This is a genomic window from Rhizobium sp. WSM1328, assembly GCF_057653715.1.
The window spans coordinates 1094482-1116090 of sequence record NZ_CM172788.1; the positions used below are offsets into that span (position 1 = coordinate 1094482).

The following is a 21609-nucleotide window of genomic DNA, read 5'->3' on the forward strand; positions in this document are numbered from 1 at the left end:
AATCCGCGCGCAGCTCTGGAGGAGACGGAAATGAAGCCACTCGGCATCGGTTTGATCGGCACCGGTTATATGGGCAAGTGCCATGCATTGGCGTGGAATGCAGTAAAGACGGTGTTCGGCGATGTCGAGCGTCCGCGTCTCGTGCATCTGGCCGAAGCCAATGCCGGGCTTGCTGAGACTCGTGCCGGTGAATTCGGCTTCGAGAAGGCAACGGCCGACTGGCGGGCGTTGATCGCCGATCCCGAGGTCGACGTCGTCTCCGTCACCACGCCCAATCAGTTCCACGCCGAGATGGCGATTGCTGCCCTTGAGGCCGGCAAACATGTCTGGTGCGAAAAGCCGATGGCGCCGGCCTATGCCGATGCCGAGCGCATGCTGGAAACGGCGAAGAAATCCAGCAGGGTTGCCGCCCTTGGCTATAATTACATCCAGAATCCCGTCATGCGGCACATCAAAACGCTGATTGGCGAAGGCGCCATTGGCACAGTCAATCATATCCGCGTCGAGATGGACGAGGATTTCATGGCCGATCCCGATGTCTTCTTTTATTGGAAGAGCGAGCTTTCCGCCGGCTACGGCGCGCTCGACGATTTCGCCGTGCACCCGCTGTCCCTGCTCTGGTATCTCTTCGGCCATGTCGAGGCCGTTATAACGGATATGGTGAGGCCCTACGCCGATCGCCCGTTGAGCGAGGGTGGCCGCCGTGCCGTCGAAAACCACGATGGCGCCAACGTGCTGATGCGGCTTGGCGGTGGCATCTCCGCCGTGTTGATGGCGAATCGCGCCGCCTGGGGTCGCAAGGGCCGGATCGCCCTGCAGATTTACGGCTCGAAAGGCTCGATCGTCTATGATCAGGAGCGGATGAACGAATTCGAACTCTATCAGGCCGACGGCCGCGGCTCCGAACAGGGTTTCCGCAAGATACTGGCGGCACCCGCCCATCAGCCTTATGATCGCTTCATCCCGGCGCCAGGCCACGGCCTCGGCTTCAACGATCTGAAGATCATCGAATGCCGCGAGCTGATCCGGGCAATATCAGGCGAACCGTCGTCGATTGTGACATTCGAAGACGGTCTCAGGATAGAAAAGTCGGTGCATGCCATGGCACAGTCCTTCCACGAGCGTCGCTGGATCGAGATCGGCTGAATGTAAGAGGCCGCTTTCCGTTGACGGGGCGTGGGCTACTGCATAATCCCTGAAATCGGGATCGATTTCAGGGATTATGCAGAAACTCAAAAATGCGACTGCGTCCTTTGCGCGTCTGAAAGACACGCGGCGCTGTCGGGAATAGGCCTTGGCGTGGTTGTCGGGCGCAGCTTCAGGAGCGAGATCGTGACGGATAGACTGGTGATCATCGGCGCGGGACAGGCCGGTTTCGCATTGGCAGCCAAGCTGCGTGCGTTGAAGGATACGCGCCCGATCACCCTCATCGGAGCAGAGGACGTCGCCCCTTATCAGCGCCCGCCGTTGTCGAAGAAATACCTGCTTGGCGAAATGGCCTTCGACCGCCTGCTGTTCCGCGCCGAGCACTGGTATGCCGACAATGACGTCGACCTTCGCCTTTCGACTTGGGCCGAGCAGATCAAGCCGGACAGCAAGCAGGTCCTGCTGCAGGACGGCTCCGTTCTCGATTACGGCACGCTGGCGCTCGCCACCGGCTCGACGCCGCGCCGGCTGCCGGCCGCGATCGGCGGCGATCTCGAAGGCGTCTATGTCGCCCGCGACAAGCGCGATGCAGATCTGCTGGCCGAGGAGATGCGCCCCGGCCGCCGTGTTCTGATCATCGGTGGCGGTTATATCGGCCTCGAGGCGGCAGCCGTTGCCCGCCATCGCGGTCTGGAAGTCACTGTCATCGAGATGGCCGACCGCATCCTGCAGCGCGTCGCGGCGAAGGAGACCGCCGACATCATGCGCGCGATCCATGAGGCCCATGACGTGGTGATCCGCGAAAAGACAGGGCTCAAGCATCTGATCGGCAAGGATGGCCGCGTCACCGGCGCCGCACTTTCCGACGGATCAGTCATCGACATCGATTTCGCCGTCGTCGGCATCGGCGTCGCGCCGAACGATCAGCTTGCCAAGGAAGCCGGCCTCGAAGTCGCCAACGGCATTGTCGTCGACGAATTCGCCCGCACCTCCGATCCGGCGATCTTTGCCGCCGGCGATTGCGCCGCTCTTCCCTGGCAGGGTGGTCGCATCAGGCTCGAATCGGTGCAGAACGCCGTCGACCAGGCCGAAGCAGCCGCAGCAGTCATCGCCGGCGGCAGCGACCCTTATGCGCCAAAGCCGTGGTTCTGGTCCGACCAGTATGACGTCAAGCTGCAGATCGCCGGCTTCAATCTCGGTTATGACGAGACGCTGCTGCGCCCCGGCACCCGCGAAGGCGCCCATTCAGTCTGGTACTTCAGGGAAGGCCAACTGATCGCCGTCGATGCGATCAACGACGCGAAAGCCTATGTGACCGGCAAAAAACTGCTGGAATCCGGGACCAACCCCGATAAATCGATTCTCGCCGACCCTTCTGCGGACCTCAAGAGCCTGCTCGGCTGAGCTCGGCTTGTTCATCGACGAGAACGAAGCGCGATCAAATTCCGCGGATTGCGGCAGGAAACGCAGAAGGTTTGCGTAACCAGCCGAATTGCAGCTCGCTGCATTTCTTCTGGTGAAAACTCAAAAAACCCTTGCATTCACAGACCGGTCGCCATAGTTAGGCCGCACCGGAGAGGTGGCCGAGTGGTCGAAGGCGCTCCCCTGCTAAGGGAGTATACGTCAAAAGCGTATCGTGGGTTCGAATCCCATCTTCTCCGCCATTCCGATTTCCTGAGCACGCGTCGATCGTTTTTCTGGCAGGGAATCATTTTCGCTTAGTCGGCTAGGCCGGGCGACAAAAAAATCTCTCTGCCTCGAGCGAGAGAATCGCCTGCGGGAATCACCTCCCGCGCTCAAGCCACCGGCAGGGGCGAAAGCGGATCGGTGCATGTCCGGTTACGCTTCCGGCAACCATGAATCCCCCGCAAGTGCCGCATTTTGTCAAAAAAGTGTCTCGAAAGTGTCGTTAGGCGCATGTCCAATTCTTTGTTGGGCCGACCTAAGCCTCCGCAAAATCAGGGTTTTCTTAACAAAGCATAAAGGAAACCGGGGCCGGCTGCCCGACTTGTGTCCTTTCAGCAACAGAATGTCGGGAAGGCTTCCTCAAATGCCCTATCTACACAAGTTGGTGATTGCGTGACGGCTTCCGTCTTGTATTTTCAACCTCGGAAGCAAGGGCGACTGATCGTCCACTTCTTGAAACACGGGGATGGGGCAGGGAACGCTGCTCAGCGAAAGATCCCAAACCCGATCGAAACTTTGAATTGGAGGTCATTTATGAACATCAAGAGCCTTCTTCTCGGCTCCGCTGCTGCTCTCGCAGTAGTTTCCGGTGCTCAGGCTGCTGACGCTATCGTTGCTGCCGAGCCGGAACCGGTTGAATATGTTCGCGTCTGCGACGCTTACGGCACCGGCTACTTCTACATCCCGGGCACCGAAACCTGCCTCAAGATCAACGGCTACATCCGTTTCCAGGTCAACGTTGGCGAAGACATCGGCGGCGATTCTGACTGGGATGCAACGACCCGCGGCCAGGTTCAGTTCACGGCCAAGAGCGACACCGAGTATGGTCCGCTGACCGGCGTCATCGTCATGCAGTTCAATGCTGACAACGCCACCGATCAGGCTGCCAAGCTCGACTCCGCTTACCTCGACATCGCGGGCTTCCGCGCTGGTCTCTTCTACAGCTGGTGGGACGATGGCCTCTCCGGCGAAACCGACGACATCGGCTCGCCGGTCACGCTGCACAACTCCATCCGTTATCAGTACGAAACCGACTCCTTCTACGCTGGCATCAGCGTCGACGAACTCGAAGACGGCTTCTACAAGACGGACGAAGAAGCCAACAACGTTGGTGTTGCAGTCGGTCTCGGCGGCAAGGCTGGTGCATTCAGCTACCAGATCACTGCAGGCTACGACGTCGACAATGAAGACGGTGCTGTCCGTGCAATGGGTACGGTTGACATCGGTCCTGGTACGCTCGGCCTCGCTGCCGTATACGCTACCGGCCCGAGCTCCTACTACACCAAGGCTGAATGGGCTATCGCTGCCGAATACGCTATCAAGGCAACCGACAAGCTTAAGATCACCCCTGGTGTCCAGTACTACAGCAACTACTACGTTGCTGGCGACGACTTCAGCGACAACGAAGCTTGGAAGGTCGGTCTGACGGTTGATTACCAGATCGTCGACAACTTCTACGCCAAGGCTTCGGTTCAGTACCTCGATCCGGAAGATGCTGACGACTCCACGACGGGCTACTTCCGCCTGCAGCGTTCGTTCTAATCTGATCTGACTTCGGTCAATCAGGAAAGCCCGGCTCTCGAGCCGGGCTTTTTGTATTTGGACGAATGGCCCATTGTGCCAGTTGACCAGTGTCGATCAGGTTTATCGGCAGGTGGCGAGAAAAGCTCGAAGTGCTGTCGGGATATTGCCGAGATGCGGGAGCGGGGCATGTCCTTGCCCTTCGGCAGCATGTCGGATCAAGCCCGGATGCCGCCGTGCCATTTCACCGGCGGTTTCCTGTGAAAGCAGCGACGTATTGTCACCGCGGATCAGCATCAGCGGCAACCGGCTCAGGCTTTCGAATTGCTCCCAGAGATCAGGCAGCGGCTGGCTGAAATCGATCGATTTGAGCGCCTCCGCGATCGCCGGGTCGAAATCGGCGACAGGCCTTCCATCGATATCGCGATAAAGGGCAAGCGCCATCTCGCCCCAGTCTTGCTCTGTAAGCGCGGTAAACGACGCGCCATGATTTTCCTTCAATATAACGGCCGCCTCGTTCCAATCCGCCGGCTTTCGACCGCTGTTGAGGTAATCGCGGATCCGCGCCAGCCCCACAGCCTCAAGCACAGGCCCGATGTCGTTGAGGATGACAGCCTCGAGAAGATCCGGCCGTGTCGCCGCGATCAGATGCAGGATCAGCCCGCCCCGCGACGTGCCGATGAAGATCGCCCGCTCGATGCCGAGTGCTGCGCAGGCGGCAATGACGTCGCCGGCTTCGATGGCGAGATTGTAGTTCGCCTTGTTCTCATCCCATGCCGAGTTTCCCCGCCCGCGCGAATCGAGTGCAACCACCCTGCGCGGCACTTTTGTGTCTCGGGAAAGAAGCAGTGCAAGCGGATGAAAATCCCGCGTATTGCGGGTCAGGCCGGGCAGACAGATCACCGGCATCCGTCCAGCGGTCGCCGCCCGGTCGGACAGGTAATCGCGGGCATGAAGCCTCAACCCATCAGAAGAAGTGAAAAATCGTTCCTGAAAACCGCCTTCATCCGTATCCGGCATCGCATCCCTCGAGACCTGTTTGATCCCGAAGATGTAGCTTGCTTTTCGAGCCCCGCCAAACGGCTTCAGGAGGCGCTGCGTCCGCCGATCAGGTCGCGCTCGATATCGGTGGACTGGCCGAGACGGGCTTTATAAACTTCGTAATTCTCCATCACCCGCTGCACGTAGTTGCGCGTTTCGGGGAAGGGGATGCGTTCGATCCAGTCGACGATCTCGTCGATCGGCCTGCCGCGCGGATCGCCGTAACGGCCGATCCACTCCGGCACCCGCTTCGGCCCGGCATTATAGGCGATGAAGGTGAGGATATAGGAGCCGCCGAAGGCATCAATCTGCTCACCGAGATAATGCGCGCCGAGTGTCGCGTTATAGCCGGCATCGGCCGTCAGCTTGTCCTTGGAAAAGGCGATGTTGTGGCGCTTGGCCACCGCCTGGGCTGTCCCCGGCAGAAGCTGCAGCAGGCCGCGCGCGTTCGCCGCCGAAACGGCGGCCGGGTTGAAGGCGCTTTCCTGCCGGGCGATGGCATAGGCGAGTGCCTTGCCGGAACCTGTTATATTGGCGTTCGCCGGGATCACGCCGACCGGAAAGGCAAGCGCTGCGACATCGATGCCGCGCCCATAGGCGATCTTGCCGATCTGCAGCGAGAGATGATGATCGCCGGATTGCTCGGCCCGTGCTGCAAGGACGGCCAATTCGCCGGGGCTTTGCAGTTGGTCGGCGAGCGCGAGATAGAGAATGGCGGCTCGCCATCCATGGCCGGCGGCCTCCAGTCGGGCGATCGCCTGCACGGCTTCGCGTGCCTGGAAGCGCTGCCGGTCGGCCGTGCTCGGTGCGGGATAGGTGACATCAAGCGTCTTTCGCCCCAGCCTTTCGGCCGCGAGCTGGCCATAGAAGGTGCCGGGAAAATTCGCCGCCTTCGCATAGAATTCGCTGGATTTGCCGGGGCCTCCGGCCTCCGCTGCTCGTCCCAGCCAATACCAGGCGCGTGAAACCGAGATCGGCCCGTTTGATGTCTGGAGGATCTTGCGGAAGTGTCTTTCCGCCGTTTCCGGGTCCTGCAGGCCGCGAAGTGCGTACCATCCGGCATGGAATTCAGCCTCGACGATATCCGTCGGGCTCGTTGCGGCGTAGTTTGCGACGATGCGATAGGCAGGCTTGAATTGTCCCTGGTCGACGAGGCCACGGCTGACGATGCGCTGCTCGTTCCACCATTCGCCGGAATTGACGAGTTCGCTGCGCTCGGGCGGCATCTGCTCCAGAAGCGCTGCCGCCTCGGTATATTTGTCCTGCCTGCGCAGATACTCGATCCGCGCAAACAGCAGGCCGGCATCGCCCCGCCATTTTGCATCGACGGCGTTGAGCAGCGCGCCGGCATTGCCGGCTTTGGCGTCAACGGCAGCCCAGGCCGTATAGAGCGACTGGGCCTGGCCCATGTCGCCGAAGCGCTTGGCCTGCGCCACCCGGCCGCGATACATCAGATAGTCCATCCGCGCCTTGTGGTCGGCAGGCGTCAACAGCGCGGAAAACTCGATGAGGATCTTGTCCTCGGTCGCCTTGTCGAGAGCCTCCTCGCGCCAGACCTTGCGGATATATTTTGCCGCCTGCGCCTGCTTGCCTGACGCAACCAGCGCCCGGCCGAGAATGACGGCGCCCTGCATCGTCTCAGGCGCGGTATCGCCGAAGGCGGCGAGCACGGCGGGAGGGGCGGGATTTTCGTCATAGATCGCGCGTTCGGAATAGGAACGCAGCCGCGAAAGACCCGGCCAGCCCTTGAGTTCCTGTGCGGCGCTGGCGATTTCATAGGAGGGAACGCCCTTCAATCCGGAAACGGCGATCGCCCAGGTGAGGATATGGCGGTCGAGCGTCTCGTCGCGCATGCGGTCGCGGATCGAAAGCGCCAGCTGCGGGTCTTTGTCGGAAAGCGCATCGAGGCCGGCTTTCAGGTCGCCATTGACAGGCGCGATGGCCGGATTCCGCGGAATGGCGCCCGTTGTAATCGATTCCGGTATGGCTGTCTCGGGAATGAAGCCAAGCGGCTTGACGGCAGGCATGGAAGCGCTCTCGCCGGGAAGCGGCGACGCAACACTGCTCCACGCGGCGGCAATGAAGCCGAAGGCGGACAGAATCAGGACAGCTTTCTTCATCCGGGATCTCGCAACGAAAACACGCCCTGCCATTTGGCTAGAGGCATCTTAACGAAACCTTACCGTACCAGGTAAAATTCATTCACATCTGCTATCGGAATTTGCCCTAAACCGAACTCTGCGCGCTTGTCGCGATGATTTCGGCGCTCTATGGTGCGCAACTCTTATTCATGGAATGCGGCCGAAGCAAGGATTTGGTCGTGAGGAGCTTTGCATGTTCAATGGGTCCATTCCCGCCCTCGTCACCCCCTTCACGGATGCCGGACTGATCGACGAAGACAGCTTCGCCGCTCATGTCGACTGGCAGATCAAGGAAGGCAGCGGTGGTCTCGTTCCGGTCGGCACGACAGGCGAATCCCCGACGCTGTCGCATGCCGAGCACAAACGGGTGGTCGAACTGTGCATCGAAGTTGCCGCAAAACGCGTTCCCGTCATGGCCGGCGCCGGCTCGAACAATACACGTGAGGCGATCGAGCTTGCCCAGCATGCCGAAAAGGTCGGTGCGAACGCCGTTCTGGTCGTCACGCCCTATTACAACAAGCCGACGCAGAAGGGTTTGATCGCCCATTTTTCGGCGATCGCCGAGGCCGTCGATCTGCCGATCTATATCTACAATATCCCCGGCCGCTCGGTGGTCGACATGACGCCGGAAACGATGGGTGCGCTCGCCAAGGCGCACAAAAATATCGTCGGCGTCAAGGATGCGACGGGCAAGATCGAGCGCGTCTCCGAGCAGCGCATCACCTGCGGCGCGGATTTCAGACAATTATCCGGCGAGGATGCGACGGCGCTCGGCTTCAACGCCCATGGCGGTGTCGGCTGTATTTCGGTAACGGCCAATGTCGCCCCGCGCCTTTGCGCCGACTTCCAGGCGGCAACGCTGGCAGGCGACTATGCCCGCGCCCTGGAATATCAGGATCGGCTGATGCCGCTCCACAAGGCGATCTTCCTTGAGCCGGGTCTTTGCGGCGCCAAATACGGGCTCTCCAAACTTGGCCGGATGAGCCGCAACGTTCGTTCGCCCCTGCTTTCGACGCTGGAGCCGGCAACGGAATCGGCGATTGACGCCGCGATGCGCCATGCAGGCCTGTTGAACTGACGAGACCGGCCGTCTTCACAAGACGGGGTCTCTCCCTTACATAGAGGGCAAGGAATGAGGGCGCGGCTTTTCGCGCTCTAAAAAAGCAATTGGAATATCGTCATGGCCCCCAAAGGCAGCCAGCGCGTGGTGAACAAGATCGTGGCCGAAAACCGCAAGGCCCGCTTCAACTACGAGATCATCGATACTTACGAGGCGGGCATCGTGCTGATGGGCACGGAGGTCAAGTCGCTGCGCGAAGGCAAGGCCAATATCGCCGAATCCTACGCCTCGGATGAGGGCGGCGAGATCTGGCTGATTAATTCCTACCTGCCGGAATATCTGCAGGCCAACCGCTTCAACCACGAGCCGCGCCGGCGCCGCAAGCTGCTGCTGTCGGGCCGTGAAATCCATCGCCTGCGCTCTGCGATCAACCGCGAAGGCATGACGCTGATCCCGCTGAAGATCTATTTCAACGATCGCGGTCGGGCGAAGATGGAACTGGCGCTCGCCAAGGGTAAGAAATTGCACGACAAGCGCGAATCCGAGAAGGAGCGCGATTGGAACAGGCAGAAGAGCCGCCTGCTGAAGGCTCATGGCTGACCGCGTTGCCGTGGTTTATGATCACGTCCTGATCGTCGCGGCCAATCCGGTTCGGGATGATGGCGAGATCAATCCTCGAGATCGCTGACCGGGGCGACTTCGACCGGGCGTGGCGCCCGCTCGGAGGGGTCGCGACCGATTTCAGCCTTCAGAGATAAGAGATCGATGAAATGATCGGCCTGACGGCGCAGGTCGTCGGCAATCATCGGCGGCTGGGTCGCCATGGTCGAGATCACCGAGACCTTGCGGCCTCTGCGCTGCAACGCCTCGACCAGGTTCGTGAAATCACCGTCGCCCGAGAAGATGACGAGATGATCGACCGTTTCGGACTGTTCCATGGCGTCGATCGCAAGCTCGATGTCCATGTTGCCCTTGATCTTTCGGCGGCCCATGGAATCCGTGAATTCCTTGGCGGGCTTGGTGACGACTTTGTAGCCGTTGTAGTCGAGCCAGTCGATCAGCGGCCGGATCGATGAATATTCCTGATCTTCGATCAGAGCGGTATAATAATACGCGCGCAGCAAATATCCGCGTTTCTGGAACGCTTTCAAGAGCTTGCGGTAATCGATGTCAAAGCCGAGGCTCTTGGATGCAGCGTAGAGATTGGCGCCGTCAATGAAGAGTGCAATTTTTTCGCGTGGGTCAAACATCGCTTACCAATCCAATGAGAGCAATCGAAATCCGCATGGGACAAACTTAAATAAAAACAATAGCTTGTGTTTCGATTTCGATCCGGTCCTTACTTTATGAATTATTCATATATGAAAGATTTAGGGCACGATTCGACATATTCCAAGCAACCTTCGGTGGAATTATGACATTCTCCATGGGAATGTAGCTCAGCCGCGGATAAAGACGAGGGGAGCCGGAATGAAAAACTTGTATTTGCCCGGTTTTAATTGTATCGGGCGTGTTAATCCCGAAATGACGACCGTAAAGGACAGGCAATGGCCCGTGTCACAGTTGAAGATTGCATCGACAAGGTGGAGAACCGCTTCGAGCTGGTTCTGCTCGCCAGCCACCGCGCCCGGCTGATTTCCCAGGGTGCCTCGATCACCATCGATCGCGACAACGACAAGAACCCTGTGGTGGCCCTGCGCGAAATTGCCGATGAGACGCTTTCGCCGGATGACCTCAAGGAAGATCTGATCCATTCGCTGCAGAAGCATGTCGAAGTCGACGAGCCCGAACCCGATCCGGCAAGCATGATCGCCGCCGGCGGTGTCGCCGCAGCCGACAGCGAAGAGCAGGACGACGTGCCGGAGACGATCACTTTCGACCAGATGTCGGAAGAAGAGCTGCTCGCCGGCATCGAAGGCCTGGTGCCGCCGGAAAAGAGCGACGACTACTAAGCGCGTCTGCCGGATCCTCTGTCGCATCGCATCAATGCGATCGCCCGGTTGCGCTGATGCGATCCGGAAAAAGCTGCATGCGATGCAAAAGAGCGACGATTACCAATCGTCAATCTTGCACCTTTATTGCTTAGGCATATTATTGCCCATGTGTGCGCCAATCGTTGATTGGCGCGCTTTTATTTTTATCGGAGTGGCTTTGGAATGATGCGGCAGTACGAGCTCGTGGAGCGGGTTCAGCAATACAAGCCCGATGCCAATGAAGCACTGCTGAACAAGGCCTATGTTTATGCCATGCAGAAACATGGCCAGCAAAAGCGCGCGAGCGGCGATCCCTATATTTCCCATCCGCTCGAGGTCGCCGCCATCCTCACCGACATGCACCTCGATGAATCGACGATCGCGGTCGCTCTGCTGCACGATACCATCGAGGACACGACGGCGACGCGCGCCGAAATCGATGAACTCTTCGGCGAGGATATCGGCCGCCTGGTCGAGGGTCTGACCAAGATCAAGAAGCTCGATCTCGTCACCAAAAAGGCCAAGCAGGCGGAAAACCTGCGCAAGCTGCTGCTCGCCATTTCCGACGATGTGCGCGTGCTGCTCGTCAAGCTTGCCGACCGCCTGCACAATATGCGCACCCTCGATCACATGTCGGCCGACAAGCGTGCCCGCATCTCCGAGGAGACGATGGAAATCTATGCGCCGCTCGCTGGCCGCATGGGCATGCAGGACATGCGCGAGGAACTCGAAGAGCTCTCCTTCCGGCATATGAACCCGGAAGCCTACGAGACCGTCACCAAAAGGCTGGAAGAGCTTTCGAAGCGCAACGAGGGCATCGTCAAGAAGATCGAGGCCGAGCTGCGCGACCTTTTGGTCGCAAGCGGCCTGACGAGCGCCTACGTCAAGGGCCGGCAGAAGAAGCCCTATTCGGTCTTCCGCAAGATGCAGTCGAAGTCGCTTTCCTTCGAGCAGCTTTCCGATGTCTACGGCTTCCGCCTGATCGTCGAGGATATCCCTTCCTGTTATCGGGCGCTCGGCATCGTCCACACGCGCTGGCGCGTCGTGCCCGGCCGCTTCAAGGACTATATCTCGACGCCGAAGCAGAACGATTACCGTTCGCTGCACACCACCATCGTCGGTCCTTCCAGCCAGCGCATCGAACTGCAGATCCGCACCAAGCGCATGCACGAAATCGCCGAATTCGGCATCGCCGCCCACACGCTCTATAAGGACGGCGCCACCAATGCCGATGGCGACATCCTTTCTCGCGAATCCAATGCCTATTCCTGGCTGCGCCATACGATCGAGGCGCTGGCCGAGGGCGACAGCCCGGAAGAATTCCTCGAGCACACCAAGCTCGAGCTGTTCCAGGACCAGGTCTTCTGCTTCACGCCGAAGGGCAAGCTGATTGCCTTGCCGCGTGGCGCCACCCCGATCGATTTCGCCTATGCGGTGCACACCAATATCGGCGATACCACGGTGGGCGCCAAGATCAACGGCCGCATCATGCCGCTGGTGACGCGGCTTGCGAATGGCGACGAGGTCGAGATCATCCGCTCCGGCGTGCAGGTTCCGCCGGCCGCCTGGGAGGAGATCGTCGTGACCGGCAAGGCGCGCGCCGCCATCCGTCGCGCCACCCGCATGGCGATCCGCAAGCAATATGCCGGCCTCGGCCACCGCATTCTCGAGCGCACCTTCAACAGGGCCGGCAAGATTTTCTCGCGCGAGGCGATGAAGCCGGCGCTGCACCGTCTCGGCCAGAAGGATGTCGAGGATGCGATCGCCGCTGTCGGCCGCGGCGAAATGTCTTCGCTCGACGTGCTGCGCGCCGTCTATCCTGATCATCAGGACGAGCGCGTCACCGTGAAGCCCTCCGGCGATGACGGCTGGTTCAACGTCCGCAGCGCCGCCGGCATGATCTTCAAGATCCCCGGCAAGACCAAGGCAGGGCACGACGGCGGCCATTCGGAAATCGACGCCGATGCCGATATCGGGCCGATCCGCGGCCTGTCCGGCAATGTCGACGTCAAGTTCGCGCCGACCGGTGCCGTGCCCGGCGATCGCATCGTCGGCATCATGGACCAGGGCAAGGGCATCACCATCTATCCGATCCAGTCGCCGAGCCTGCAGCGCTTCGACGATCAGCCCGACCGCTGGATCGACGTCCGCTGGGATCTCGACGAAGCCAATAAGTCGCGTTTCATGGCGCGCATCATGGTGAATGGGCTGAATGAACCCGGCACGCTTGCCAAGGTCGCCCAGACGGTGGCAGGCATCGACGTCAATATCCGCTTGCTGAACACGGTGCGGGTGGCGGCCGATTTCACCGAAATGATGCTCGAGGTCGAGGTCTGGGACCTGCGTCAGCTCAACCAGCTGCTCGCCCAGATGAAGGAACTGGATTGCATCGCCACGGTCCGGCGGCTCTACGAGTAAGTTTTTATTAAGCCCTCAGGGATTTGAGCGAAAAATTGCACATTTTATGGTCGTTTTAGGATCGGAATGGCGCATCAAAAAGGCGAGTAATGCAGTGAGTGCATGGCTGTCTCCATGTTGCGGTGGTGGTAATTAACCTCTGCTGGGCCTATCTTCTGGTCATCGAAACGTAAACAGAAGATGAGACAACGTAATGTTTGACCCTATTAAGAAATTCGCTCGTGCCTTTCGCGCTCCGACCACGCAGGAACGTGAAATGGCATATTTGGATGGCTCGTTCGACCGTATCGACCTCGAGTTTCGTCAGCGCCAGGTCGATCGCGGTCTGTTCCGTAATCGCTGATACCAAACTTATACTTGAGACGAGTGAGGGACGTTATGCATAACGGACGCCCCTCGGCATGAAGAAGCTCCTCTTCACAGAGAGAAATGAGGGGCGGATTTTCGAGCGGTATCATTTGCCGCTCTTGTCATGGTGGTGTGCACTGCACTAAATACCGGCCATGTTGTTTCGCCGTCGCAAACCTGCGGGATTCAAGGAAAAGATGCGGGAGCTTTTATGGCCTCGCAAGGGTTTCCTTCGCCCGATCCGTTACCTGACAATGCGCGTCCTGCGCCTGAGCGCTTCGCCGCATGCGGTTGCCGCCGGCGTCGCTGCGGGTGTCTTCGTCTCGTGGACGCCTTTCATCGGCGTGCATTTCGTCATGGCTTTCGTCATCACCTATTTCCTCTCCGGTAGCATGGTGGCCGCCGCCCTCGGCTGCGCCGCCTTCGGCAATCCGCTGACCTATCCCTTTATCTGGGGGATCACCTGGGAGATCGGACATTTGCTGTTGAGCCGCAAGGATCAACTGGCCGGTCAGACGGTGGATCTCGCCGCCCTTTTCCACAAGCTGAACTTCACTGAGCTATGGAGGCCGGTGCTGGAGCCGATGCTGGTCGGCGCCATCCCGCCGGCGATCGTCACTTCCGTTGCGCTCTATGCGCTGACGTTCTACACCGCCAGGGGTTTTCAGACGCGCCGGCATATACGGTTGATGGAGCGGGCGCGCCTGCGCCTTGCCGTTCCAGCCGGCAACATGCCGAGCGTATGAACCCGATCAAGAATTCTTAAGCGACGGAAGGCTCCGGCATGATCATCGGCATTGGCAGCGATCTGATCGACATTCGCCGTGTCGAGAAATCCATCGAGCGCTTCGGCGAGCGTTTCACCCATCGTTGCTTCACCGAGATCGAGCGCGCCCGTTCCGACAAGCGGGCAAACCGTGCCGCATCCTATGCCAAGCGTTTTGCCGCCAAGGAGGCCTGTTCCAAGGCGCTCGGCACCGGCATAGCGCAGGGCGTCTTCTGGAAGGACATGGGCGTCGTCAACCTGCCGAGCGGCAAGCCGACCATGCTTTTATCGGGCGGCGCCGCGCTGATCCTCGAATCACTGCTGCCCGTGGGCCACAGGCCCGCCATTCATTTGACAATAACGGATGATTATCCCTTGGCGCAGGCCTTCGTCATTATCGAGGCGTTGCCCGAGAGCCTCTGATCGTGACCTCGGGAGCGTTGATCGCGACCTCGGGCGCTGTTGATCGCGACCTCTCGTCGCTTTTGATGTTGTCGCCATTGCCGCAACCGGTCGAAGCCGCTAGAGAGAACGACAGAAAGAATTGCGCCGCCGCGGCGTCTTGAAGGAATAAGACTGCGTGTCCGAAAAAGTCGAAGCCAAGCCGAACGCCCTCTGGGAAAATATCAAAGTCATCATCCAGGCGCTGATTCTGGCGATGGTGATCCGAACGGTGCTGTTCCAGCCCTTTACCATTCCGTCCGGTTCGATGATGCCGACGCTGCTGGTCGGCGACTACATCTTCGTCAACAAGTTCGCTTACGGCTATTCGAAATATTCGCTGCCCTTCTCGCCAGATGTTTTCAGCGGCCGCCTGTTCGGCGCCGATCCGAAGCGTGGCGACATCGTCGTCTTCCGTTTCCCGCCGAACCCCGAAATCGACTATATCAAGCGCTGCATCGGCCTGCCCGGCGACCGTATCCAGGTTACCGACGGCGTGCTCTACGTCAACGGCAAGCCGGTTCCGAAGGTGGCGGACGGTGCGTTCACTTCGGATTACAAGCTCGACCCGGGCGAGGACGTGCCGGTGTTCCGCGAAACGCTCGACGACGGCAAGTCCTACGACACGCTCGATCAGTCGCCGGTGTCGCGTGGCGATAACACCCGCGAATTCATCGTGCCGGAAGGCCATTATTTCATGATGGGCGACAACCGCGACAACTCGCTCGACAGCCGCTTCGACGTCGGCTTCGTGCCTGCCGAAAATCTTGTCGGCCGTGCCAGCGTCATCTTCTTCTCGCTCGGCAACGACACCTCCTTCCGCGAAATCTGGAAGTGGCCGACGAACATGCGTTGGGACCGCCTCTTCAAGGTTGTTGAATGAGTAAGGCGCAGACGCTTTCTGCGGCGGACCGCGCAAAGCTTGAAGCCCTGATCGGTCATGACTTCGCTGAAAAGGAACGCCTGGATCGCGCGCTGACCCATGCCAGCGCCCGCACCGAAAAGGGCGGCAATTACGAACGGCTGGAATTCCTCGGCGACAGGGTCCTTGGGCTCTGCATCGCCGAGCTTCTGTTCCGCACCTTCGGCACAGCAGGAGAAGGCGAGCTCTCGGTTCGCCTCAACCAGCTCGTCAGCGCCGAAACCTGTGCCGCGGTCGCCGATGAACTCAATCTTCATCTCTATATCCGCACCGGCGCCGATGTGAAGAAACTGACCGGCAAGCGGATGATGAACGTGCGCGCCGACGTCGTCGAAAGCCTGATCGCCGCGATCTATCTCGACGGCGGCCTCGAAGTTGCCCGCCGGTTCATTCTGCGTTACTGGCAGGGCAGGGCGGTGCGGGCCGATGGCGCCAAGCGCGACGCCAAGACCGAGCTGCAGGAGTGGTCGCATGCGAAATTCGGCGTCACGCCGATCTACCGGGTTGATGAACGCAGCGGACCGGATCATGATCCACGCTTCAAGGTGACGGTGGAAGTTGCTGGCATTAAGCCCGAAACCGGCGTAGAGCGGTCGAAGCGTGCCGCTGAACAGGTCGCGGCAACGAAGATGCTTGAGCGCGAAGGCATTTGGCAGCAATCGCCTGCCGGAAACTGACGGGACAATGACACAAGAAGAAGAGATCGCGGCCGAAGCTGCCGCAGAAACCAATGGTCCGACGCATTCGGGCTTTGTCGCGCTTATCGGGCCGACCAATGCCGGCAAGTCGACGCTGGTGAACCGCCTCGTCGGCGCCAAGGTCTCGATCGTCAGCCATAAGGTGCAGACGACGCGGGCCATCGTCCGCGGCATCGCGATCCATGACAATGCCCAGATCGTCTTCATGGATACGCCTGGTATCTTCAAGCCGCGCCGCCGGCTTGACCGCGCGATGGTGACCTCGGCCTGGGGCGGTGCGAGGGATGCCGATCTGATCGTGCTGCTGATCGACAGCGAGCGCGGCCTGCGCGGCGATGCGGAAGCCATCCTCGAAGGCCTCAAGGAAGTCCGGCAGCCGAAGATCCTGCTGCTCAACAAGATCGACCGCGTCAACCGCGAGGATCTGCTGGCACTGGCCGCTGCCGCCAACGAGAAGATCGCTTTCGAGCGCACCTTCATGATCTCCGCCGAAAACGGCTCCGGCTGCGACGACCTCATGGACTATCTGGCGAAAACGCTGCCGGAGGGGCCGTGGTACTATCCGGAAGACCAGATCTCCGATCTGCCGATGCGCCAGCTCGCCGCCGAGATTACCCGCGAGAAGCTGTTTCTGCGCCTGCACCAGGAGCTTCCCTATGCCTCGCATGTCGAAACGGAGACGTGGGAAGAGCGCAAGGACGGCTCGGTGCGGATCGAGCAGGTGATCTATCTCGAGCGTGACAGCCAGAAGAAGATCGCGCTCGGCAAGGGTGGTGAAACCATCAAGGCGATCTCGACTGCATCGCGCAAGGAATTGTCGCAGATCCTCGAACAGCCGGTCCATCTCTTCCTGTTCGTCAAGGTTCGCGAAAATTGGGGTGATGATCCCGAGCGGTTCCGCGAAATGGGTCTCGATTTCCCGAAATAAGCATGGCAAGGATTTCGCCGGGTTGGCGCCAGCCCTTTGTTTCCGCATAAAAAATCCGCCTCGCTCATGGAACAAATCCATGCTTTGCGCATTCCTTGATGAACGGCGCGCCAATGTTGGCGCGCCGATTTTGCGACGGCGGGGGCAAGTATGGCGACGTCGAGACCCATCAATTCTTTCAAGACCCCTTGCGAGCAATGTCCTTTGCGGCCCCTGCCGCATTTCAGGGAATTCAGCCGTGACGAGCTGGAATTCGTTTCGAGCTTCAAGAGGGGTGAGCTTGCCGTCGATGCCGGCTCCACCATCCTCGTCGAGGGCGCACATAGCGCTCACCTCTTCACGGTGCTTGCCGGCTGGGGCTTCCGCTACAAGATGCTGGAGGACGGGCGCCGCCAAATTCTGAACTATATCATGCCGGGCGACCTGGTCGGTCTGCAGGGAACGATTGCCGGTGAAATGCAGCATTCCGTCGAAGCGCTTTCGCCCGTGTCCCTTTGTGTCTTCGAGCGTGACAGGCTGATGACGCTCTACAACAAGCACGCCTCGCTCGCCTTCGACATCACCTGGATCGCCGCGCGCGAGGAGCGCATCCTGGATGAGCATCTCCTGAGCATCGGCCGCCGCACGGCGCTGGAAAGAGCAGCCTACCTGATCGCTTTCCTGTTCGAGCGCGGCCGGAAGCTCAATATCTTCAACGGCCGCAAATTCATCCCCATCACCCAGCAGCACATTGCCGACACGCTCGGCCTTTCCATCGTTCATACCAACAAGACCTTGAAAAAGCTCAGCGAACGTGGGTTGATCCGCTGGCAGGAGCGCGGCTGCGAGGTGCTGAACGGCGAGGAGTTGATGGCGATCGCCGGCTGGGAAGGGCTCGGAGAGGGCAAACGCCCCTTCATCTAAAGCGCGTTGCGATCTTTCAGATTCGCGCCTCGCGCTTTAGGTCTTTGTTTTGCGCATGCCGCTGTCGCAAAACCGCTGCACACTTTTGCGCGACATGCCTGGCCAAGCAGCTTGGTTATGTCTTTTTTAAATGCAGATTAGCAGCAGGCAAAATAAGCTCGGCCGTCGTCTTTCCTCCGATTTTGATTCTTATCGACCGGGCAGAAAAATGGTTTATTCAGAAAAGGTGGCGGAATTCACCGATAGCGTGCCATGCGGGGCACCGGAGGGCAATGATGTTGGCGAAACGGCCGGGGCGCTGCGACAGGCGCCCGACGAGGGGCATCGAATCATGAGCGCAATCCGTGTTCTGGTTCTTGAAGACAGTTTGATCATCGCGATGGAGGCGGAGGATATTCTGCGCCTGGCCGGCGTCGAGAGCATCGATATCGTCGGCAGTTTGGAACAGGCGAGGGCTGCCATCGCTGCGGAGAAATATGATTTCGCCCTTCTTGACGTCAATCTCGGCGAGGGCATGAGTTTCGGATTTGCCCGCCATCTTCTCGATATCGGCATCCCTTTCGGCTTCGTCAGCGGCTATTCCGATACCGGCGATTTCCCGCCTGACCTGCAGCACATACCGCTTCTGGTGAAGCCGTTCGACGAAACGGCGATGCGGGAATTCCTGCAGAGGCTTTTCCCGGCTGTCGCCTGAAGCGGTCCATGACGGAAGCCAGGCCTTGCATTGCAGCGCGTCTTTTCAGACGCGCAAAGGACGCTGTAACGCGTTGAATTATGCAGTAGGATGGATTCGTCAGCCGTAAGGACTTCTTTCGATGCAGTGGCAGGACCATGCGATCATTCTGGGCGTCAAACGCCACGGGGAGACGAGCGTCATCGTCGAGGTGATGACGCGTGATCGTGGCCGCCATCTCGGCCTGGTGCGCTCCGGACGCTCGCGCGCCATGCAGCCGGTGCTGCAGGCGGGCAATGCCGTGGAAGTCATCTGGCGTGCCCGGCTTGACGAGCATCTGGGCGAATTTCGCGTTGAGCCGGTGACGCTGCGCGCTGCCCGGCTGATGGAAACGGCGACCGCCGTCTACGGTGTCCAGGCGATGGGTGCGCTGCTGCGGCTGCTGCCGGAGCGTGATCCGCATCCGCACCTCTTCGATGCGCTTGAGGTCATCCTCGATCACCTGCATAACCCGGCCGATGCTGGCGAACTCTTCGTGCGTTTCGAGCTTGCGGTGCTGAATGATCTCGGCTTCGGCCTCGATCTTGCCGAATGCGCCGCGACGGGCGCCCGTTCCGATCTCGTCTATGTCTCGCCGAAATCCGGCCGCGCCGTCAGCCGCGCTGCTGGTGCGCCCTGGGCGGACAAGATGCTGCTCCTGCCGCCGTTCCTCCGCATCGAAGGCAATCATGCGGCCGACTTCGAAAGTCTCTCAGCCGCATTCCGTCTGACAGGGTTCTTTCTGCATCGCCATGTCTACGAGCCGCGCGGGATCGAAGCCGTAGCAGCCCGCGACGGCTTCGTTCAGGCGGCACTCAAGGCGCTTAATCCAACCCCACGGACGCTTTCTGGTCCGAACGGTGTTTCCGCCTGACCTCCGTTTTTTACCGGTGCAAAACATCCTCCGGATTTGGCGGTTTACCCGCTCATGAGCGCCTCCTATGTCTTCACAGGACTGCCAATCAAGGAGGATCTCATGCTGACCAAGCCCGCATCATCGACAACGATCACGCTCTGGAATGGCCGCGAAATACCGCGTCTCGGCATGGGATGCTGGGCGATCGGCGGTCCCTTCTTCGCCGGCGACACGCCGCTAGGCTGGGGTGATGTCGACGACGATGAATCCGTGGAAGCGATCCACCGCGCCATCGAACTCGGCATCCGCTTCTTCGACACGGCCTCGAACTACGGCGCTGGCCACTCGGAGGAAGTGCTCGGTCGGGCGATCGGCAATCGCGACGATATCGTCATCGCCACCAAGTTCGGCTTCGCCACCGATCCGGAAACCAAGCAGGCAACCGGCGCCTTCGCCGATGAGGCCTTCATCCGCCGTTCGGTCGAGACCTCGCTGCGCCGCCTCGAGCGCGATCGTCTCGATCTCCTGCAGTTCCACCTCAATGATTTTCCGCTGGAACAGTCGGATGCCGTCTTCGATACGCTGGAGGCGCTGCGCGCCGAAGGCAAGATCGATGCGTTCGGCTGGAGCACCGATTTTCCCGATCGTGCCGCCCGTCATACCAGCCGCCAGGGGTACGTCTCGATCCAGCATACGATGAATGTTTTCGAACCGGTGCCGGAGATGATCTCGGTGATCGAGGGGAAAGGCCTGATGTCAATCAATCGCGGTCCGCTGGCGATGGGGCTGCTGACCGGCAAGTTCACCGCCGACAAGGCAGTGGGCGCCAAGGATGTCCGTGGGGCGGCCCTCGACTGGATGGTCTATTTCAAGGACGGGCGTATTGCCCCGGAATTCGCCGCACGGCTCGATGCCGTCCGCGATCTCCTGACATCAGGCGGCCGCACGCTGACGCAGGGCGCGCTTGCCTGGCTCTGGGCACGCTCGCCGCGCACCCTTCCCATTCCGGGCTTCCGCACTGTTGCCCAGGTGGAGGAAAATGCCGGCGCGTTGGAAAAAGGACCGTTGCCGGCCGATATCATGGCGGGCATCGATGCCGCGCTCGATCGCGTGTGATGCTCTAACTCTTTGTTTTCACGCAATTCCGGACGGAAAACCGCTTCGCACTCTTCCCGGAATTGCTCTATGCTGCGGCGCGGCGCTTAAGCGCCCAGCCTTCCGGCCTCTCTTCAACGATGCGGACGGTGTCACCGATTGTGATCCTGCCGCTGCCGCGCGGCGTGACGTTCCAGCCGAAGAGCGGGCCCGGCACGCGCCGGTCGGCCGACATGCGGATGCGGCCCATGGCCGGCATCGGGTTTGGTCCCTCGCGGGACCCGGTCAACTGGTCCTGAGTCGTCATGATGCAGCGGGAGCAGGGCTTGACGAGATCGAAGCGGATGCCGGCGATCTCGATCGCCGCCCAGCGGTCCTCCGGCCAGGCCTCGTCGGTATCGACGACGATGTTCGGACGAAAGCGTTCCATGCCGACACTGCCTTCGCCATGGGCGGCGAGATCGGCATTTAACGCTTTCAGCGAGCCGGTCGTCGTTACCAGGATCTGATAGCCGTCGGTAAAGGTGACGGGCGTGGCTTCACCGGCCCATTCGGCATTCGCCGTCCGCCGTGCCTGCCCGTCGAAGAAGACGAGGCGCACCTCGCGGCCAAGCCATTCGGAAAGCTGCCGGTTGCTCTCCGGATCGGCGACGGCGGCGCTGACGACAGATTTCCATACAGTCACATCCATGCGGGTTTCAGGCCGAGGCGGCGCTACCGATATGTCCGTTTTCCCCTGCATCAGCAGCCGAAAGGCGCTCGCTTCCGGTCGCACTTCGATGCGCGCGAGGTCGGGCAGCTCGCGCTGGGTGATGAAGTGCCCTTGCGCATCGGTGATCATCGCCCGCCGGTCGCCGGGAAGCCCATAGGCGTCGATGTCGGCGGCCGGCAGCGCAATGCCGCGGGCGCTCTTGAGCGGGTAGATGAAGAGGTCGCTGACACGCATGTTGTGCT

General features: G+C 60.2%; 21 protein-coding genes and 1 tRNA gene. 18 read left to right on the plus strand and 4 right to left on the minus strand.

The annotated features are described in order from the left end of the window. The first annotated feature begins 30 nt into the window (after positions 1-30). The 4 genes from AC2444_RS05610 (at position 31) to AC2444_RS05625 (ending at position 4374) form a co-directional block, all read left to right on the plus strand. Positions 31-1146, plus strand: a complete 1116-nt coding sequence (locus tag AC2444_RS05610) for a Gfo/Idh/MocA family protein (protein WP_012756777.1) — start codon at positions 31-33, stop codon at positions 1144-1146. Between the two features lie 186 nt (positions 1147-1332). Then, positions 1333-2550 (plus strand): NAD(P)/FAD-dependent oxidoreductase, encoded by a 1218-nt coding sequence (locus tag AC2444_RS05615; protein WP_012756778.1) that lies wholly within the window; start codon positions 1333-1335, stop codon positions 2548-2550. A 169-nt stretch (positions 2551-2719) separates the two neighbouring features. After that, a tRNA-Ser gene (locus tag AC2444_RS05620) sits at positions 2720-2810 on the plus strand. A gap of 556 nt (positions 2811-3366) precedes the next feature. Then, complete coding sequence (locus tag AC2444_RS05625) at positions 3367-4374, plus strand: porin (protein ID WP_012756779.1); 1008 nt, start codon at positions 3367-3369, stop codon at positions 4372-4374. A gap of 102 nt (positions 4375-4476) precedes the next feature. Here the strand turns inward: AC2444_RS05625 and AC2444_RS05630 are convergent, their stop codons facing one another. Then, on the minus strand, positions 4477-5373 hold the full coding sequence (locus AC2444_RS05630) for an alpha/beta fold hydrolase (protein WP_012756780.1): 897 nt from the start codon (positions 5371-5373) through the stop codon (positions 4477-4479). A 65-nt stretch (positions 5374-5438) separates the two neighbouring features. Further along, positions 5439-7514 carry a lytic transglycosylase domain-containing protein gene (locus AC2444_RS05635; protein ID WP_012756781.1) on the minus strand — a complete coding sequence of 692 codons (2076 nt, stop codon included), beginning with the start codon at positions 7512-7514 and terminating at the stop codon, positions 5439-5441. 214 nt (positions 7515-7728) lie between these two features. Between AC2444_RS05635 and dapA the strand changes: the two genes are divergently transcribed. Continuing rightward, positions 7729-8613 carry a 4-hydroxy-tetrahydrodipicolinate synthase gene (gene dapA, locus AC2444_RS05640; RefSeq protein ID WP_012756782.1) on the plus strand — a complete coding sequence of 295 codons (885 nt, stop codon included), beginning with the start codon at positions 7729-7731 and terminating at the stop codon, positions 8611-8613. A 102-nt stretch (positions 8614-8715) separates the two neighbouring features. Next, positions 8716-9195: an SsrA-binding protein SmpB gene (gene smpB / locus AC2444_RS05645; protein WP_003558077.1), complete on the plus strand. Its 480-nt coding sequence runs from the start codon at positions 8716-8718 to the stop codon at positions 9193-9195. A gap of 68 nt (positions 9196-9263) precedes the next feature. On the opposite strand, the gene AC2444_RS05650 is transcribed toward smpB, so the two are convergent. After that, the gene (locus tag AC2444_RS05650; RefSeq protein WP_012756783.1) at positions 9264-9845 is read right to left on the minus strand and encodes a LabA-like NYN domain-containing protein; all 582 of its coding nucleotides are present in this window, start codon (positions 9843-9845) and stop codon (positions 9264-9266) included. Between the two features lie 297 nt (positions 9846-10142). Here AC2444_RS05650 and rpoZ point away from each other — a divergent pair, with 297 nt between their 5' ends. The 12 genes from rpoZ to AC2444_RS05710 all read left to right on the plus strand — a co-directional run bounded on the left by rpoZ (position 10143) and on the right by AC2444_RS05710 (position 20676). Continuing rightward, positions 10143-10547 (plus strand): DNA-directed RNA polymerase subunit omega, encoded by a 405-nt coding sequence (gene rpoZ / locus AC2444_RS05655; protein ID WP_003558080.1) that lies wholly within the window; start codon positions 10143-10145, stop codon positions 10545-10547. Positions 10548-10751: 204 nt separating this feature from the next. Beyond that, a complete protein-coding gene (locus AC2444_RS05660) occupies positions 10752-12986 on the plus strand; it encodes a RelA/SpoT family protein (RefSeq protein ID WP_012756784.1) in 2235 nt (744 codons plus the stop codon). A gap of 193 nt (positions 12987-13179) precedes the next feature. Continuing rightward, positions 13180-13329: a DUF3563 family protein gene (locus tag AC2444_RS05665; protein WP_012756785.1), complete on the plus strand. Its 150-nt coding sequence runs from the start codon at positions 13180-13182 to the stop codon at positions 13327-13329. A gap of 160 nt (positions 13330-13489) precedes the next feature. Then, positions 13490-14080, plus strand: a complete 591-nt coding sequence (locus AC2444_RS05670) for a DUF2062 domain-containing protein (protein WP_012756786.1) — start codon at positions 13490-13492, stop codon at positions 14078-14080. A 38-nt stretch (positions 14081-14118) separates the two neighbouring features. Beyond that, positions 14119-14523 carry a holo-ACP synthase gene (gene acpS, locus AC2444_RS05675; RefSeq protein WP_012756787.1) on the plus strand — a complete coding sequence of 135 codons (405 nt, stop codon included), beginning with the start codon at positions 14119-14121 and terminating at the stop codon, positions 14521-14523. Positions 14524-14680: 157 nt separating this feature from the next. Continuing rightward, positions 14681-15424: a signal peptidase I gene (gene lepB / locus AC2444_RS05680; protein WP_012756788.1), complete on the plus strand. Its 744-nt coding sequence runs from the start codon at positions 14681-14683 to the stop codon at positions 15422-15424. Continuing rightward, entirely contained in the window at positions 15421-16140 is a 720-nt protein-coding gene (rnc, locus tag AC2444_RS05685) for a ribonuclease III (RefSeq protein ID WP_003546941.1), read from the plus strand. Before lepB ends, rnc begins: the two co-directional genes overlap by 4 nt. 7 nt (positions 16141-16147) lie before the next feature. Further along, positions 16148-17089 carry a GTPase Era gene (era, locus tag AC2444_RS05690; protein WP_012756789.1) on the plus strand — a complete coding sequence of 314 codons (942 nt, stop codon included), beginning with the start codon at positions 16148-16150 and terminating at the stop codon, positions 17087-17089. A 150-nt stretch (positions 17090-17239) separates the two neighbouring features. After that, positions 17240-17992, plus strand: a complete 753-nt coding sequence (locus tag AC2444_RS05695) for a Crp/Fnr family transcriptional regulator (protein WP_012756790.1) — start codon at positions 17240-17242, stop codon at positions 17990-17992. Positions 17993-18200: 208 nt separating this feature from the next. Next, a complete protein-coding gene (locus AC2444_RS05700) occupies positions 18201-18686 on the plus strand; it encodes a response regulator (protein ID WP_012756791.1) in 486 nt (161 codons plus the stop codon). A gap of 121 nt (positions 18687-18807) precedes the next feature. After that, the gene (gene recO / locus AC2444_RS05705; protein ID WP_012756792.1) at positions 18808-19578 is read left to right on the plus strand and encodes a DNA repair protein RecO; all 771 of its coding nucleotides are present in this window, start codon (positions 18808-18810) and stop codon (positions 19576-19578) included. Positions 19579-19680: 102 nt separating this feature from the next. Then, positions 19681-20676 carry an aldo/keto reductase gene (locus tag AC2444_RS05710; RefSeq protein WP_012756793.1) on the plus strand — a complete coding sequence of 332 codons (996 nt, stop codon included), beginning with the start codon at positions 19681-19683 and terminating at the stop codon, positions 20674-20676. Positions 20677-20743: 67 nt separating this feature from the next. On the opposite strand, the gene AC2444_RS05715 is transcribed toward AC2444_RS05710, so the two are convergent. Continuing rightward, the gene (locus tag AC2444_RS05715) at positions 20744-21601 is read right to left on the minus strand and encodes an MOSC domain-containing protein (protein ID WP_012756794.1); all 858 of its coding nucleotides are present in this window, start codon (positions 21599-21601) and stop codon (positions 20744-20746) included. Positions 21602-21609 lie beyond the last annotated feature (8 nt).

What these genes read in the sequence shown, in the direction of transcription:
- AC2444_RS05610 (WP_012756777.1), top strand. Translation starts at nt 31, where the DNA reads ATGAAGCCACTCGGCATCGGTTTGATCGGCACCGGTTATATGGGCAAG.
- AC2444_RS05625 (WP_012756779.1), top strand. Translation starts at nt 3,367, where the DNA reads ATGAACATCAAGAGCCTTCTTCTCGGCTCCGCTGCTGCTCTCGCAGTA.
- AC2444_RS05630 (WP_012756780.1), bottom strand. Translation starts at nt 5,373, where the DNA reads ATGCCGGATACGGATGAAGGCGGTTTTCAGGAACGATTTTTCACTTCT.
- AC2444_RS05635 (WP_012756781.1), bottom strand. Translation starts at nt 7,514, where the DNA reads ATGAAGAAAGCTGTCCTGATTCTGTCCGCCTTCGGCTTCATTGCCGCC.
- dapA (WP_012756782.1), top strand. Translation starts at nt 7,729, where the DNA reads ATGTTCAATGGGTCCATTCCCGCCCTCGTCACCCCCTTCACGGATGCC.
- smpB (WP_003558077.1), top strand. Translation starts at nt 8,716, where the DNA reads ATGGCCCCCAAAGGCAGCCAGCGCGTGGTGAACAAGATCGTGGCCGAA.
- AC2444_RS05650 (WP_012756783.1), bottom strand. Translation starts at nt 9,845, where the DNA reads ATGTTTGACCCACGCGAAAAAATTGCACTCTTCATTGACGGCGCCAAT.
- rpoZ (WP_003558080.1), top strand. Translation starts at nt 10,143, where the DNA reads ATGGCCCGTGTCACAGTTGAAGATTGCATCGACAAGGTGGAGAACCGC.
- AC2444_RS05660 (WP_012756784.1), top strand. Translation starts at nt 10,752, where the DNA reads ATGATGCGGCAGTACGAGCTCGTGGAGCGGGTTCAGCAATACAAGCCC.
- AC2444_RS05665 (WP_012756785.1), top strand. Translation starts at nt 13,180, where the DNA reads ATGTTTGACCCTATTAAGAAATTCGCTCGTGCCTTTCGCGCTCCGACC.
- AC2444_RS05670 (WP_012756786.1), top strand. Translation starts at nt 13,490, where the DNA reads ATGTTGTTTCGCCGTCGCAAACCTGCGGGATTCAAGGAAAAGATGCGG.
- acpS (WP_012756787.1), top strand. Translation starts at nt 14,119, where the DNA reads ATGATCATCGGCATTGGCAGCGATCTGATCGACATTCGCCGTGTCGAG.
- rnc (WP_003546941.1), top strand. Translation starts at nt 15,421, where the DNA reads ATGAGTAAGGCGCAGACGCTTTCTGCGGCGGACCGCGCAAAGCTTGAA.
- era (WP_012756789.1), top strand. Translation starts at nt 16,148, where the DNA reads ATGACACAAGAAGAAGAGATCGCGGCCGAAGCTGCCGCAGAAACCAAT.
- AC2444_RS05695 (WP_012756790.1), top strand. Translation starts at nt 17,240, where the DNA reads ATGGCGACGTCGAGACCCATCAATTCTTTCAAGACCCCTTGCGAGCAA.
- AC2444_RS05700 (WP_012756791.1), top strand. Translation starts at nt 18,201, where the DNA reads ATGGTTTATTCAGAAAAGGTGGCGGAATTCACCGATAGCGTGCCATGC.
- recO (WP_012756792.1), top strand. Translation starts at nt 18,808, where the DNA reads ATGCAGTGGCAGGACCATGCGATCATTCTGGGCGTCAAACGCCACGGG.
- AC2444_RS05710 (WP_012756793.1), top strand. Translation starts at nt 19,681, where the DNA reads ATGCTGACCAAGCCCGCATCATCGACAACGATCACGCTCTGGAATGGC.
- AC2444_RS05715 (WP_012756794.1), bottom strand. Translation starts at nt 21,601, where the DNA reads ATGCGTGTCAGCGACCTCTTCATCTACCCGCTCAAGAGCGCCCGCGGC.